The following is a 13,988-nucleotide window of genomic DNA, read 5'->3' as shown; positions in this document are numbered from 1 at the left end:
GGCATGCGCCCGCGAACCGGCGCAGGGCGTGCGCGGTGCCGGGCTTGGGGCGCAACTGGAAGCGGAAGGCTCGAATGGACATGATCAATACTGTATATAAAAACAGTCATCAATGCCACAGGAAACTCAACCACCAAGCCAACGGCTCGCTGCGCGAGCCTGCGCTCTGCCTCCCCTCCCTGAAGGACGGGGCTTCTCGCGCTTTCTGGTGATCAGGAGGGTGTCGCCGTTCTATCAAGCGTTGATGGACGATTGGCGCGACCCGGGCCCCCGCTTCGGCTGAGCGGCTGAGCGGCAAGGTCCTTCGTTTAGCATCCCCGCTGCCGCTCCCCTCGAATGATCTCCCCATGACTGCTCCCGCTCCTGCCGCGCCTGCCCTGCCCTTCCTGCCCTTCGCCCTGCCCGAGATCGGCGACGAGGAGATCGCCGAGGTCATCGACACCCTGAAGTCCGGCTGGGTCACCACCGGCCCGAAGGCGCGCCGCTTCGAGCAGGACTTCGCTGCCTTCCTCGGCGAGCCGGGCATCGAGGCGATCGCCGTCAACTCGGCCACCGCCGGGCTGCACCTGGCCCTCGAAGCGCTGGGCATCGGCCCCGGCGACGAGGTCATCACGACCACGCACACCTTCACCGCCACCGCCGAGGTCGTGCGCTACCTGGGCGCCGACGTGCGGCTGGTGGACATCGACCCGACAACGATGAACATCGACCCCGCGGCGATCGAAGCCGCGATCACGCCGCGCACCAAGGCGATCATCCCGGTGCATTACGCCGGCATGGCCGTGGACATGGACGCCGTGCTGGCGATCGCGCGCCGCCACGGCCTGAAGGTGGTCGAGGACGCCGCGCACGCGCTGCCGACCACCCATGGGGGTCGGCTGGTCGGCACGCTGGACAGCGACATCACCGTCTTCAGCTTCTACGCCAACAAGACCATCACCACCGGCGAAGGCGGCATGGCCGTGACCCGCGATCCGGCCTTGGCGGCGCGCATGAAGGTGATGCGCCTGCACGGCATCAACCGCGACGCCTTCGACCGCTTCACCGCCAAGGTGCCGAGCTGGTACTACGAGATCGTGGCACCCGGCTTCAAGTACAACCTGACCGACATCGCCGCGGCGATGGGCATCCACCAGCTGAGGCGCGCGCAGGGCTTCCAGCAGAAGCGCGCGCAGCTCGCCGCGCTGTACGACGCGTTGCTGGCCGACCTGCCGCTCATCCTGCCGCCCCGCCCCGCGGCAGGCGAGGTGCACTCGTGGCACCTCTACGTGCTGCGCCTGACCGACGACGCGCCCATCGGCCGCGACGCGCTGATCGAGGCGCTCTACGCCGCCGGCATCGGCTGCAGCGTCCACTACATCCCGCTGCACCTGCACCCCTACTGGCGCGAACGCTACGACCTGCAGGCCTCCGACTATCCGCACAGCCAGCGCGCCTACGAGCGGATGCTGAGCGTGCCTCTCTACACGCGCATGACCGAAGAAGATGTGCGGCGCGTGGCGGCGGCGCTGCGGCAGGCACTGACCGGCTGATTGACCAATGGCCAAGCGCCTGTTCGACCTGCTGCTGTCCAGCCTCGGCCTGGCCGTGCTGGCGCTGCCGCTGGCGCTGGTCGCGCTGGCGATCAGGCTCGACTCGCCCGGCCCGGTGTTCTACCGCCAAGTGCGCGTGGGGCTGCGTGGGCGCGAGTTCCGCATCCACAAGTTCCGCACGATGGCCCATGACCCGGGCGACCGCGGCCCGCAGCTCACCGTCGGTCTGGATGCGCGCATCACCCGCGTCGGCGCCTTCCTGCGCCGCACCAAGCTCGACGAGCTGGCGCAGCTGTTCGACGTGTTCGAAGGCACGATGAGCCTGGTCGGCCCGCGCCCGGAGGTGCCGCGCTACGTGGCGCTCTACCCGGCGGAGCTGCGCGAGAAGGTGCTGTCGGTGCGCCCCGGCATCACCGATTTCGCCTCGATCGAATACCGCGACGAGAGCACGCTGCTGGCACAGAGCGCGGACCCGGAGCGCACCTACCGCGAGGTGATCCTGCCGACCAAGCTGGCATTGCAGGCGCGGTATGTGGACCGCTCGGGCCTCGGCACCGACCTGGTGCTGATCGGCCGCACCGTCTGGGCGATCATTGCGCGATGACCTGGCACCACCTCGACACCCTCCTCACCCGCATCCGGCCGCACCGCGAGTCGCTGGCGCTGGTCATCGACGCGCTGATGATCGCCGCCTGCTGGAACATCACCTACCTGTTCCGGCTCGGCTTCGAGCGCTGGCAGAACGCGCGCCCGGACTACGACGGCTGGGTGCTGGTCGGCGTGATCGCGGTCTACCTGGGCGTGTTCGTGCTGCTCAAGGTGCCCAAGGGCATGTGGCGCTTCTCGGGCTTCGGCGAGATCCAGCGGCTGACCATCGCCTGTGGGATCGCCGGCATGGTCACCGCGGTCGGCGTGCTGATGGCGCAGCTCGCGCAGGTGCCGCGCGCCGTGCTGGCGCTACATCCGGTCATCACGCTGATGGGGCTGGCGATGGTGCGTATCGGCTACCGGATGCTCTACGAGCACATGCGCGGACGCATCTCCGGCTCGATGCACGAGACGCGCCGCGCCCTCGTCATGGGCGCGGGGGACGCGGCCAAGCTGCTGATCGCCGGCATCCAGCACCACGGCTGGGTCGTGGTCGGCCTGCTCGACGACGATGCGCGCAAGCTCGGTGCCCGCATCGGCAACGTGCCGGTGCTGGGGCCGCTCGACAGCGCCACCCGCTGGGCCGAGGTGCACGGCATCACCCATGTCATCGTCGCCCTGCCCTCGGCCGCGCCGGAGCGCCGCCGCCGCGCCCTCGACCTCGCCGCGGCCACCGGCCTGCCGGTCGTCACCGTGCCGACCACCGCCGAGCTGCACAGCGGCCAGGCGGTGGCGCAGGTGCGCGAGATCGAGCCGGAAGACCTGCTCGGCCGCGCCCCGGTGCAGCTCGACGAGGGCGGCATCAGCGAGTGCCTGTCGGGCAAGGTGGTGCTCATCACCGGCGCAGGCGGCTCGATCGGCTCGGAGCTGTGCCGGCAGGTGGCGCGCTACGGGCCGCTGCGGCTGGTGCTCTACGAGCTGAGCGAGTTCGCGCTCTACCGCATCGAGCAGGAGCTGACCGAAGCCTTCCCGCACCTGCCGCTGGTGCGGCTGGTCGGCGATGTGCGCGACCCGGAGCACCTGCGCGTGACCTTCGCCCGGGTGCGGCCGCAGGTGGTGTTCCACGCCGCCGCCTACAAGCACGTGCCGCTGATGGAGGACGACAACGCCTTCGCCGCGGTGCGCAACAACACGCTGGGCACGTGGCGGGCAGCGAGCGCGGCAGCGGCGGCGGGCGCCGAGCGCTTCGTGCTGATCTCCACCGACAAGGCGGTCAACCCGACCAACGTGATGGGTGCCACCAAACGCGCCGCCGAGATGGTGATCTCCCAGCTCGCCGCGCAGGTCGCCGCCGCAGGTGGGCGCACGCGCTTCATGGCCGTGCGCTTCGGCAATGTGCTCGGCTCGTCCGGCAGCGTGATCCCCAAGTTCAAGGCACAGATCGCCCGCGGCGGCCCGGTGACGGTGACGCACCCGGACATCACGCGCTTCTTCATGACGATTCCCGAAGCCGCGCGGCTGGTGGTGCAGGCCGCGGCGATCGGCGAAGGCGGGCAGGTGTTCGTGCTCGACATGGGCGAGCCGGTGAAGATCGTCGACCTGGCGCGCGACCTGATCCGGCTGAGCGGCCACACGCTGGCCGAGATCCCGATCGCCTTCAGCGGGCTGCGGCCGGGCGAGAAACTCTACGAGGAGCTGCTGGCGGACGCGGATGCGACGCTGCCGACGCGCTTCGAGCGGCTGCGCATCGCGCGGCTGGACGACCGCGGACAGGACGTGCAGGCGCTGCTCGACTGGGCCTCCGAACGCTCGACCGCACCGGACGACGAGGTGCGGGAGCGGCTGGCCCGGCTGGTGGGCGAATACCAGCCCGCCCGCGCCGGCCTGCCACTCAACGCGGATCGCTGACCGCGTCCGAGGACGCCACTTGCGCGAGCAGGGACCGCAGCGCCTGCGGCTCCAGCGCGGCGCCGCAGAGGAAGCCCTGCACCAGCTCGCAGCCACAGGCCCGCAGCACGGCGCGCTGCCGGTCGGTCTCGACCCCTTCGGCCAGCGTGTGCATGCCCATGGTGCGGGCCAGTTGCACGATCAGCCGCACGATGGCCTCGGCCTGCCCGCCGCCCTCGCGGCCCAGCGCGGCGACGAAGCTGCGGTCGATCTTCAGCGTGTCCACCGGCAGCGTGGCGAGCTGGGCCAGCGACGAGTAACCGGTGCCGAAATCGTCCAGCGCAATGCCCAGACCCAGCGCCCGCAGCGCCTGCACGCAGGCCAGCGCGCGGTCCGGGTCGTGCATCAGCGCTGTCTCGGTGATTTCCAGTTCGAGCCGCGGCGCCGCCAGGCCGCTGTCGGCCAGCACCGTGGTCACCATGGCTTCCAGCCCGTAGAGGCCCAGCTGCGCCGCCGACAGGTTGACCGCCAGCCGCACCGACGCCGGCCAGTCCGCCGCCTCGGCGCAGGCCTGGCGCAGGACCCACTCGCCCAGCGGCACGATCAGGCCCGTCTCCTCGGCAATCGGAATGAACTCGCCGGGCTCGATCCAGCCGTGCCGCGGGTGCCGCCAGCGCAGCAGCGCTTCGGCCCCCACCAGCCGACCATCGGCCAGGCGGTACTGCGGCTGGTAATGCACGGCCAGTTGCCCGGCCGTCGCGTGGGTCGCTCCTGGTGCGGCCAGCAGCAGGCCGATGTCCCGGATGATCCCGGCGCGGCGGTTCATGCGGCCGCGCATGGCGGCGTCGAACACGCAGAACTGGTTGCGCCCGCCGTCCTTGGCCTCGTACAGGGCCAGGTCGGCGTTCTGGAACAGGCGGTCGGCGTCGATGCCGTTCCCACCGCAGGACGCCACACCGATGCTGGCCCGCACCTCCACCCGCAGCGACTCCACCACCCACGCCGGTTGCAGCGCCGCCAGCAGCGCGCCCACCAGCGCGTCACGGGTCGCCGGCGTCAGCGCATGGTCGATCAGCAGCGCAAATTCGTCGCCGCCCAGCCGCGCCAGCACCACGTTCTGCGGCTGCGGCTGCGACCAGCCCGCGACACAGTCGGTCAGGCGGCGAGCGATCTCCTGCAGCAGCCGGTCACCGACGGCGTGACCGAGTGTGTCGTTGACGGCCTTGAAGTGGTCCAGGTCGATCAGGCACAGCGTCAGCGGAGCCACCGCGTCCGCCCCCCGCTCCGGCCAGTCGCCCGATGCGCACCGGGCCACCGCCTCGGCGCTGCGCTGCTGCAGCACATGCCGGTTGGACAGGCCGGTCAGCATGTCGGTGCGCGCCAGCCGGTGCAGCTCGCGCGTCTGCTCGCGCAGCAGCGTGACGTCGCGCACCAGACCGCGCCAGCCCGCTGGTGCGCCGTCGCCGTCGAACACCGGCACGCCGCTCAGGCTCCAGATCCGCGGCGTGTCCTGCGAACGGTGCGCAGACAGCGTCAGGTCCAGACTGCGAAACGGCTTCGGCTCCCGCAGGCGCTCTGCCAGTGCCGACACGGCCGTGCGCACCCCGAGCACCTCGGTCAACCGGGTGCCGATCAGGCGATCCCCTTCGTCGAATCCCAGCGCCCGCGCCATCGGCAAAGCGACATGCCGCAGGTGTCCGCCCGCATCGGTCTCCCAGAGCCAGTCGTCGGCCTGGGTCTCGAAATCGCGCAGCAGCAGGTCCAGCGACTGCCGGCCCCGCAGCGCCGCGGTTTCGGCGCGCAGCTGCGCCAGCATGCCGTTGCCGACCGACTGCACCAGCGCCAGCAGCAGCAGGTCCATCATCAACAGCATCCCGGCCGTGACGTTGCGAACAAACGGCTCGATCTGCGCCAGTCCGAGCAGGACACCGGTGGACGTGATCAGCAGCCACAGCAGCGCGAAGCTGCGCACCGGCGCCAGGGCCAGCGTGCCGACCGGGATCACCCCGCAGGCCATCACCGCGAGCAGGAATCGGCGGTCCGGGCCGACCACCGGGAACAGCACGATGGCCACGCCGGAGAACATCACGGCCAGCAGCACGATCTGCACGGACAGACGCCGACGCACCGACAACCAGGCCAGTTCCTCCAGCGGACGGCCGAGCAGCAGCAGGCTGGTGACGCCGTAAGTGGTGGCCACCACCGACAAGCCGAAGGGCCACACCATGTGCAGCCCCCAGCCCAGCTCCGGGTAGACCACCCATGCCGCCAGCAGCCCGAGCCCGCCATCCACCAGCGCCGCCACCGGCGCGATGCGCAGCAGCATCTGCATCAGGCGGGCGTCGTGGTGACGCCGCTCTGCAGCATCCGACCAGCGGGACTCGCCGCTGTTCAGGCTCGTGTCGACAGCGAGACTGCTCACACGCGGGTCGATCGGAGGGAGAAACAGGTCATGGCGGAAGCGCAACTGGCAAGGCGCCAATTATCGCGATTTACGCACTTCAGGCCATGCTCCGGCGCGCCTGGAGCACACGAGCCGCGGCGTCCTTGGCCGTCATGGCCGCGGCGAACAGGTAACCCTGCACCTGCAGGCAGCCATGCCGGCGCAGCGTGTCGAGCTGCTCGACGGTCTCGACGCCTTCGGCCAGCGTCTTCATGCCCAGGCCCTGTCCCAGCTGGATGATGGTGCGCAGGATCATGTCGGCCTGCGCGCCCGCGGCCAGCCCGGTGATGAAGCTGCGGTCGATCTTGAGCGTGTTGATCGGGTAGGTGCGCAGGTAGGCCAGCGAGGAGTAGCCGGTGCCGAAGTCGTCCAGCCCCAGCCCGATGCCCAGCGAGCGCAGCGACTGCATGCGCGTGCGTGCCGCGGCCGGGTCCGCCAGCACGGCGGTCTCGGTCACTTCCAGTTCCAGCCGGAAGGGTGGCAACCCCGTCTCGGCGAGCACCTGGGCAACCGTGCGCACCAGGTGCCGGCTGGCGAGCTGCACGCCGGAGACGTTGACGGCGATCTTGCCGTCGCCGCCCCAGTCGACGGCGTCGCGGCAGGCCTGGCGCAGCACCCACTCGCCCAGCGCCACCACCAGCCCGGTCTCCTCCGCCACCGGGATGAACTGCGCCGGCGAGATCCAGCCCCGCTGCGGGTGGCGCCAGCGCACCAGCGCCTCGAAGCCGGTCAGCCGGCCGTCGGCGACGTCGTGCTGCGGCTGGTAGTACACGCTCAGCCGGCCGCAGGGCAGGTCTGGCTCGGGCCGGTCGGGATGCGCCAGCGCCCGCTGCGCCGCGTTCAGCGCCAGCCCGAGTTCGTGGATGACGAGGTGGCGCTCGACCATGCGCTCGCCCATCGCCGCATCGAACAGGCGCACCATGTCGCGCCCGGCAGCCTTGGCCTCGTAGAGCGCGATGTCCGCCTGCTGCAGCAGCAGCGAGGCGGTGTCGCCCGGCCCGGCCCACGCGGCCACGCCCAGACTGGCGCGCACCTCGATGCACAGGTCCTCCGGCGTCCACGGCTCGCGCAGCGTGGCCAGCATCGCCAGCGCCAGCGCCTCGCGCTCGACGATGTGCAGGGGCTGCTCGATCAGCAGCGCGAACTCGTCCCCACCCAGCCGCGCCAGCACGCCGCCGCTCGGGCCTTCGTCGACGCAGCGCTGCAGCCGCTGCGCCACCTCCTGCAGCAACCGGTCGCCGACGAGGTGGCCGAAGTGGTCGTTGACCGACTTGAAGTTGTCCAGATCGAGCAGGTAGAGCGACAGCGGGCTGAGCGCCTCCTCGCCCGTCGCCTCCGGTGCTTGCGCCAGCTGGTCCACCGCCTGTTCGGTGCGCGACTGCAGCACGTGGCGGTTGGCCAGCCCGGTGAGCGTGTCCACGTGCGCGAGCCGCTCCAGCTTGCGCGACTGCTCGTGCAGCGTCGTCACGTCGCGCACCACGCCGCGCCAGCCGACGTGCAGGCCGATCTCGTCCAGCACCGGCACCCCGCTGATCGACCACCACAGCGCCGGCCGCACGGGGCTGCGCACCTGCACCTCCACGCCGCGGAACGGTGCCTTGCCGGCCAGGGAGCCCATCAGCCAGACGAGGTCGGGCGGCATCTGGCGGTCCGGCGTGTCGCGGAAACCCTGCTGCATGGCCAGCGACGGCCCGCCCTCGCCGAAGCGCAGCAGTTGCAGCAGCGACTGGCCGAGCAGTTGCCCCGGCACGCCGCAGCCGAGTTCGCTGGCCATGCGCTCGGCGGCGTGGGTGAGGCGGCCCTCGCGGTCGGCGGCCCAGCTCCAGGCGTCGGATTGGGTCTCGAAATCGTGCAGCAGCGCCGCCGTGGCTTCCTGGCTGCGGGCGGCTTCGCTGCGCGCCAGCCGCTGCGCCTGCCGATGGCGCGACCACATGACCAGCACCAGCACGCCAGCCCCCACCAGCGCACCGACCAGCGTCCCCAGCACGAAGGTGTGCTCCGACACGGCCGCAGCCACCACCGCCGCGGCCAGCGCCGCCAGCAGCGCACCCGCCCGGACGGCGTGGTTCGGGCGTGGTGGCCAAGCGGGTTGTCGTGACATGTAAAAATTGTCACGGCTGCTCCACCGCGGGGGAAGGACTGAATGCGCACCCGGTCGCGCGCCCCCTTCGGATAGGGGGACAGATCACACGAACCAGCCACACCCGCCTCGGCCAGGCGTCCGCCGCACGGGGGTGGCATGGCCGGGAAGTGGGCACCAGACAGCCCGCACTCTCGGCGACCGGACCGCAAGGCGCGCCCTACCATCTCCAGACACTCGCTGGTGCCTGGCGAGTTCACGGGATGCCTACGCCGATGAAATACCACGACAGCATGGAGCGGAGTGCCGATGTCTTGCGACAGGCGCTCCAGCTCATGAAACGCCACGGCAGTGCCCTGCACCCCGTGAACTACACGCTCTGGTACGAATACGTCCGGGGTGAAAACACGGCGCTGCGCACGGCCATGGACCGCTACCTGGGCCAGCACCTGCAACTCGACGAGGCGGTGGCGGACGCGATGTACCGCCGCTTCGTGTCCGGCGGCGGCATCGACGCCACGCTCATCGAGCGCACCGCCGAAAGCGTCTCGACCGTGCTGACCGGCATGGCCGAGTCCGCGGCCCGCGCCGGCGACCAGACGGCGCAGTACGGCACCTCGCTGTCCCGCCTCAGCCATGAGCTGGCAGGCAGCGCCCACTCGCCCGCGCTGGAGGAAGTGCTCAACACCACGCGCCAGATGCAGATCGCCGTGACCGAGATGCAGCAGCGCCTGTCCGACAGCCAGAACGAGATCAGCCAGTTGCGGGCCGAACTGCGCCGTGTCCACGAGGAATCGCGCATCGACAGCCTGACCGGGCTGGCCAACCGGCGCGCCTTCGACCAGCGCCTGAACACCTGCATCGGGGAAGCAGAAACCCCCGCGAAGCGCTACCAGCGCCCCAGCCTGCTGATCGCCGACATCGACCACTTCAAGCGCATCAACGACACCCACGGCCACCCGTACGGCGACCACGTGCTGCGCGCCATCGGCTCCATCCTGAAGGAAACCACGCCCGAGGACTGCCTGGCCGCCCGCATCGGTGGCGAGGAATTCGCCGTGCTGATCCCCTCGCGCAGCCTGTCGGAGGCCCGCGCACTGGCCGAAACCGTGCGCACCCGCGTGGCCGGCGCCCGCGTCAGCCGCCAGGGCCAAGGACAAGATGCCGAGGTCACCCGCGTCACCATCTCCATCGGCCTGACCCTGTTCCGTCCCGGCGAGAACGGCACCGCGTTCATGGAACGCGCCGACCAGGCGCTCTACGCCTCCAAGGACAGCGGGCGGGACCGGGTCACGGTGCTGGCGGGCTGAAGCGCACGGCTGCCGCCAGCAGCGGCTTCAGGAAGCGCCCTGTGTGGCTGCCCTCGCACGCGGCCACCTCCTCCGGCGTCCCGGCGATCAGCAAACGACCACCGCCCGCGCCGCCTTCCGGCCCCATGTCGAGCAGCCAGTCGGCCGTCTTGATGACGTCGAGGTTGTGCTCGATCACCACGATCGTGTTGCCCGCCTCGCAGAGCTGGTGCAGGACCTGCAGCAGCAGCTGAATGTCGGCGAAGTGCAGCCCGGTGGTGGGCTCGTCGAGGATGTAGAGCGTGCGGCCGGTGTCGCGCTTGCTCAGCTCCAGCGCCAGCTTGACCCGCTGCGCCTCGCCGCCTGACAACGTCGTCGCCGACTGCCCGAGCTTGATGTAGCCCAGGCCCACGTCCAGCAGCGTCTGCAGCTTGCGCGCCAGCGCCGGCACCGCGCTGAAGAAGGCGTGCGCGTCCTCCACCGTCATGCCGAGCACCTCGGTGATGTTCTTGCCCTTGTAGAGGACTTCGAGCGTCTCGCGGTTGTAGCGCTTGCCGTGGCAGGTGTCGCAGGGCACGTAGACGTCCGGCAGGAAGTGCATCTCCACCTTCAGCACGCCATCGCCCTGGCAGGCCTCGCAGCGCCCGCCGGCCACGTTGAAGCTGAAGCGCCCCGGCCCGTAGCCGCGCTCGCGGGCGGCGGGCATCTCGGCGAACAGCTCGCGGATCGGCGTGAACAGACCGGTGTAGGTCGCCGGGTTGCTGCGCGGGGTGCGGCCGATGGGGCTCTGGTCGACGTTGATGACCTTGTCGAAGTGCTCCAGGCCCTCGATCTCGTCGTGCGCCTCGGGCTCCAGGTGGCTCTGGTAGAGCTTGCGGGCGACGGCGGCGTAGAGCGTGTCGTTGATCAGCGTGCTCTTGCCCGAGCCGGACACGCCGGTGATGCAGGTGAACAGCCCCACCGGGATCTCGGCCGTGACGCCCTTGAGGTTGTTGCCGCGGGCGTTGACGACGCGCAGCACGCGCGGATCCGCCTGGTCCTGCAGCCGGCGGCGCTGGCCGGGCAGCTCGATGCGCATCACCTGCGACAGGTAGCGGCCGGTCGGTGAATCGGGGTTGGCCGCCACGTCATCCGGCGTGCCCTGGGCCATCACGCGGCCCCCGTGGACCCCGGCGCCCGGCCCCATGTCGACGACGTGGTCGGCGGCGCGGATCATGTCCTCGTCGTGCTCGACCACCAGCACGCTGTTGCCGAGGTCGCGCAGGTGCTTGAGGGTGCCGATCAGGCGCTCGTTGTCGCGCTGGTGCAGGCCGATCGACGGCTCGTCGAGCACGTACATCACGCCCGACAGCCCCGAGCCGATCTGCGAGGCCAGCCGGATGCGCTGCGCCTCGCCGCCGGACAGCGTGTCGGCGCTGCGGTCCAGGCTCAGGTAGTTCAGGCCGACGTCGTTGAGGAAGCGCAGCCGGGCCCGGATCTCGCGCACCACCTTGTCGGCGATGTCGGCCTTGGCGCCCTTGAGCTGCAGGCCCTCGAAATAGGCCAGACAGTCGGCCAGCGTGGCGTGCTCGACCTCGAAGATCGCCCGCGACGGCAGGCCGTTCGCATCGGCCAGCAGCACGTTGCGGGCCTCGCGGCGCAGGCGTGCACCGCCGCAGTCGGCGCAGGGCTTGTTGGCCTGGTAACGCGCCAGGTCCTCGCGCACGGCCGACGAGTCGGTCTCGCGGTAGCGGCGCTCCAGGTTGGGAATGATCCCTTCGAAGGGGTGCGACCGCTTGACGCTGCGCTTCTTGCCGTTGGCGCCCTCGGCGGCGTAGGTGAAGGAGATCTCGTCTTCGCCGGAGCCGTAGAGCAGCACCTGCCGGTGCGCCGGCGTGAGTTCCTCGAACGGCAGGTCCAGGTCAAAGCCATAGTGCGCCGCAACGCTCTCCAGCGTGGAGAAGGTGTAGCCGTTGCGCCGGTCCCAGCCCTTGACGGCACCGCTGCCCAGGCTGAGCGTCGGAAACGCCACCACGCGCTCGGGGTCGAACACGTTGACGTGGCCCAGCCCGTCGCAGCTCGGGCAGGCGCCGACCGGCGAGTTGAACGAGAACAGCCGTGGCTCCAGCTCCGACAGCGAGTAGCTGCACACCGGGCACGAGAACTTGCTGGAGAACAGGTGCTCGCGGCCGGAGTCCATCTCCAGCACCAGCGCCCGGCCTTCGGCGATGCGCAACGCCGCCTCGAAGCTCTCGGCCAGCCGCTGCTGCGCGTCCGGGCGCACCTTGAGGCGGTCGATGACGACGTCGATGTCGTGCTTCTCGGTCTTCTTCAGCGGCGGCACCTCGATCGCCTCGACGATCTGGCCGTCGACGCGAAAGCGTACATAGCCCTGCGCCTGCATCCCTTCGAACAGCTCGACGAACTCGCCCTTGCGGTCGCGCACCACGGGCGCGAGCACCATCAGCTTCATCTCCTCGGGCAGCGCCAACGTCGCGTCCACCATCTGGCTGATGCTCTGCGCCTCCAGCGGCAGGTGGTGGTCGGGGCAGAACGGCGTGCCGGCGCGGGCGTAGAGCAGGCGCAGGTAGTCGTGGATCTCGGTGATCGTGCCCACGGTCGAGCGCGGGTTGTGGCTGGTGGCCTTCTGCTCGATGGAGATCGCCGGCGACAGGCCCTCGATCACGTCCACGTCGGGCTTGTCCATCAGTTGCAGGAACTGCCGGGCGTAGGCGCTCAGGCTTTCGACGTAGCGGCGCTGCCCTTCCGCGTAGAGCGTGTCGAAGGCCAGGCTCGATTTTCCGGAACCCGACAGCCCGGTGATCACGACCAGCGCGTTCTTCGGCAGGTCGAGGTCGATGTTCTTCAGGTTGTGGGTGCGGGCACCGCGGACGGAAATCAGCGACTGGCGGGCAGGCGACGCAACAGGCGGCTTGGGGGATTCGAGGGGCATGACAGGCAACTTCCGGCGGCGCAAGGGCAACCGGCCATGATACCGGCCACCGCGCGATGGGCGCAGCATCCCCATCTCGAGCGCATCACCCGCACAGGACAGGGCTGTGCAAGAACGTCCGCCCGGCACGGGCCCGGACACGCGATACTCCACCGTGTGTCCGAACGCTCCCGATCCGACCACGCCAACATGGTCCAGCCCGTCCCCATCTATCCCCTCAAGACCGCGTCCGGCCCCTACAACCCGCAAGCCCAGGTCTGTTCGAGTTGCGGTGTGCGCCAGTTCGCGCTGTTCGGCGCGCTCGACGAAGCCGCGCTGGCCCAGATCCACTACCGCATCGCCGACATCACGCTGGAGCCCGGCCAGACGCTCTACGCCGCGCAGGACACTGGCAGCGCCGTGTTCACCGTGCGCAGCGGCGTGCTGCGGCTGGAGCGTTCCAGCGAAGCGGGCGAGCGCCGCATCCTGCGGCTGGCCGGACGCACCGACCTGCTCGGTCTGGAGGCCATCCTGCACCAGACCTATGCAGCCGACGCCGTGGCCTGCACCGAGGTGCACGTCTGCCGCATCCCGAGGGCGCTGATCGACGAGCTGTCGATCGGCCACCCCGAGATCACCCGCGACCTGATGAAGCGCTGGCAGCGCGCGCTCGACGACGCCGACGAGTGGCTGACCGAACTCGCCCGCGGCCCGGCACGCCACCGGATGCTGCGGCTGCTGCTCAAGCTCAGCGAGTTCGGCGACCCGCACGGCCGCATCTGGATGCCGACGCGCCAGGAGATGGGCGCGATGCTGGACATGACCTTCGAGACGGCGAGCCGGCTGGTGTCGGCGCTGCGGCGCGAGGGGGTGCTGCACGCGGTGGATGCGCGCCATGCCCGGCTGGACATGGACGCGCTGATGCAGGCGCTGAAGGTCGACTGCGCGGGGCGGTGAGGCTTCCGCAGAACATCCATCAGGCACTCACCCACTTTCAGTGCAGGTGCGCATGGTGCGTATCTGGCACATGGGCGTGCCGATACCGAACAGCGCCGCCGCCATCAAGGCCAGCAGCCTGCCCCCCGCAGCGCCGGGCCGTTCCAGAGTGCCTTCGCCATTTGACATCCTCCCCGCCCTAAAGGACGGGGATTCCTCCTGCGAGACGCGCATGCCCGCGCGCGGCGATGTTCTTGGCTGCGTTCACGTCGCGGTGGTGTTTCGCCCCGCACTCGCAGCAAGTCCACCGCCTCATTCCAAG

The 13,988-nt window shown here is 70.3% G+C and carries 10 protein-coding genes; 6 read left to right on the top strand and 4 right to left on the bottom strand.

The window, feature by feature from the left end; all coding sequences use genetic code 11:
* From AABN02_RS01885 to AABN02_RS01870, 4 genes are all read left to right on the top strand, one after another.
* Positions 1-212 (top strand): hypothetical protein (locus AABN02_RS01885; protein WP_338413228.1); only part of this gene is annotated, 212 nt, incomplete at its 5' end.
* A 135-nt stretch (positions 213-347) separates the two neighbouring features.
* Entirely contained in the window at positions 348-1,532 is a 1,185-nt protein-coding gene (locus tag AABN02_RS01880) for a DegT/DnrJ/EryC1/StrS family aminotransferase (protein ID WP_338413227.1), read from the top strand.
* A 7-nt stretch (positions 1,533-1,539) separates the two neighbouring features.
* Positions 1,540-2,136 carry a sugar transferase gene (locus AABN02_RS01875; protein WP_338413226.1) on the top strand — a complete coding sequence of 199 codons (597 nt, stop codon included), beginning with the start codon at positions 1,540-1,542 and terminating at the stop codon, positions 2,134-2,136.
* Positions 2,133-4,028 (top strand): nucleoside-diphosphate sugar epimerase/dehydratase, encoded by a 1,896-nt coding sequence (locus tag AABN02_RS01870; protein ID WP_338413225.1) that lies wholly within the window; start codon positions 2,133-2,135, stop codon positions 4,026-4,028. Before AABN02_RS01875 ends, AABN02_RS01870 begins: the two co-directional genes overlap by 4 nt.
* On the opposite strand, the gene AABN02_RS01865 is transcribed toward AABN02_RS01870, so the two are convergent.
* The gene (locus tag AABN02_RS01865) at positions 4,012-6,429 is read right to left on the bottom strand and encodes an EAL domain-containing protein (protein ID WP_338413224.1); all 2,418 of its coding nucleotides are present in this window, start codon (positions 6,427-6,429) and stop codon (positions 4,012-4,014) included. The two genes, AABN02_RS01870 and AABN02_RS01865, sit on opposite strands and share 17 nt — an antisense overlap.
* Positions 6,430-6,508: 79 nt before the next feature.
* Positions 6,509-8,551 carry an EAL domain-containing protein gene (locus AABN02_RS01860; protein ID WP_338413223.1) on the bottom strand — a complete coding sequence of 681 codons (2,043 nt, stop codon included), beginning with the start codon at positions 8,549-8,551 and terminating at the stop codon, positions 6,509-6,511.
* A 254-nt stretch (positions 8,552-8,805) separates the two neighbouring features.
* On the opposite strand from AABN02_RS01860, the gene AABN02_RS01855 reads away from it, so the two are divergent.
* A complete protein-coding gene (locus tag AABN02_RS01855; RefSeq protein ID WP_338413222.1) occupies positions 8,806-9,840 on the top strand; it encodes a GGDEF domain-containing protein in 1,035 nt (344 codons plus the stop codon).
* Here AABN02_RS01855 and uvrA read toward each other — a convergent pair.
* On the bottom strand, positions 9,821-12,751 hold the full coding sequence (uvrA, locus tag AABN02_RS01850) for an excinuclease ABC subunit UvrA (protein WP_338413221.1): 2,931 nt from the start codon (positions 12,749-12,751) through the stop codon (positions 9,821-9,823). The two genes, AABN02_RS01855 and uvrA, sit on opposite strands and share 20 nt — an antisense overlap.
* Before the next feature lie 189 nt (positions 12,752-12,940).
* On the opposite strand from uvrA, the gene AABN02_RS01845 reads away from it, so the two are divergent.
* Positions 12,941-13,687, top strand: coding sequence for a Crp/Fnr family transcriptional regulator (locus AABN02_RS01845; RefSeq protein WP_338413220.1), 747 nt, complete (start codon positions 12,941-12,943; stop codon positions 13,685-13,687).
* A gap of 178 nt (positions 13,688-13,865) precedes the next feature.
* On the opposite strand, the gene AABN02_RS01840 is transcribed toward AABN02_RS01845, so the two are convergent.
* Positions 13,866-13,982, bottom strand: coding sequence for a zinc ribbon domain-containing protein (locus AABN02_RS01840; protein WP_338413229.1), 117 nt, complete (start codon positions 13,980-13,982; stop codon positions 13,866-13,868).
* Between the last annotated feature and the right edge of the window lie 6 nt (positions 13,983-13,988).

Source organism: uncultured Sphaerotilus sp. (assembly GCF_963924895.1).
Lineage (GTDB): Bacteria > Pseudomonadota > Gammaproteobacteria > Burkholderiales > Burkholderiaceae_C > Sphaerotilus.
Note: the sequence above shows the minus strand (reverse complement) of the source record. Positions and strands in the feature narration are given on the sequence as shown.

Bases quoted from the DNA above. Each gene is read 5' to 3' on its own strand.
- AABN02_RS01875 (WP_338413226.1), top strand. From the start codon at position 1,540: ATGGCCAAGCGCCTGTTCGACCTGCTGCTGTCCAGCCTCGGCCTGGCC.
- AABN02_RS01860 (WP_338413223.1), bottom strand. From the start codon at position 8,551: ATGTCACGACAACCCGCTTGGCCACCACGCCCGAACCACGCCGTCCGG.
- AABN02_RS01845 (WP_338413220.1), top strand. From the start codon at position 12,941: ATGGTCCAGCCCGTCCCCATCTATCCCCTCAAGACCGCGTCCGGCCCC.
- AABN02_RS01855 (WP_338413222.1), top strand. From the start codon at position 8,806: ATGAAATACCACGACAGCATGGAGCGGAGTGCCGATGTCTTGCGACAG.
- AABN02_RS01840 (WP_338413229.1), bottom strand. From the start codon at position 13,982: ATGAGGCGGTGGACTTGCTGCGAGTGCGGGGCGAAACACCACCGCGAC.
- AABN02_RS01870 (WP_338413225.1), top strand. From the start codon at position 2,133: ATGACCTGGCACCACCTCGACACCCTCCTCACCCGCATCCGGCCGCAC.
- AABN02_RS01880 (WP_338413227.1), top strand. From the start codon at position 348: ATGACTGCTCCCGCTCCTGCCGCGCCTGCCCTGCCCTTCCTGCCCTTC.
- uvrA (WP_338413221.1), bottom strand. From the start codon at position 12,751: ATGCCCCTCGAATCCCCCAAGCCGCCTGTTGCGTCGCCTGCCCGCCAG.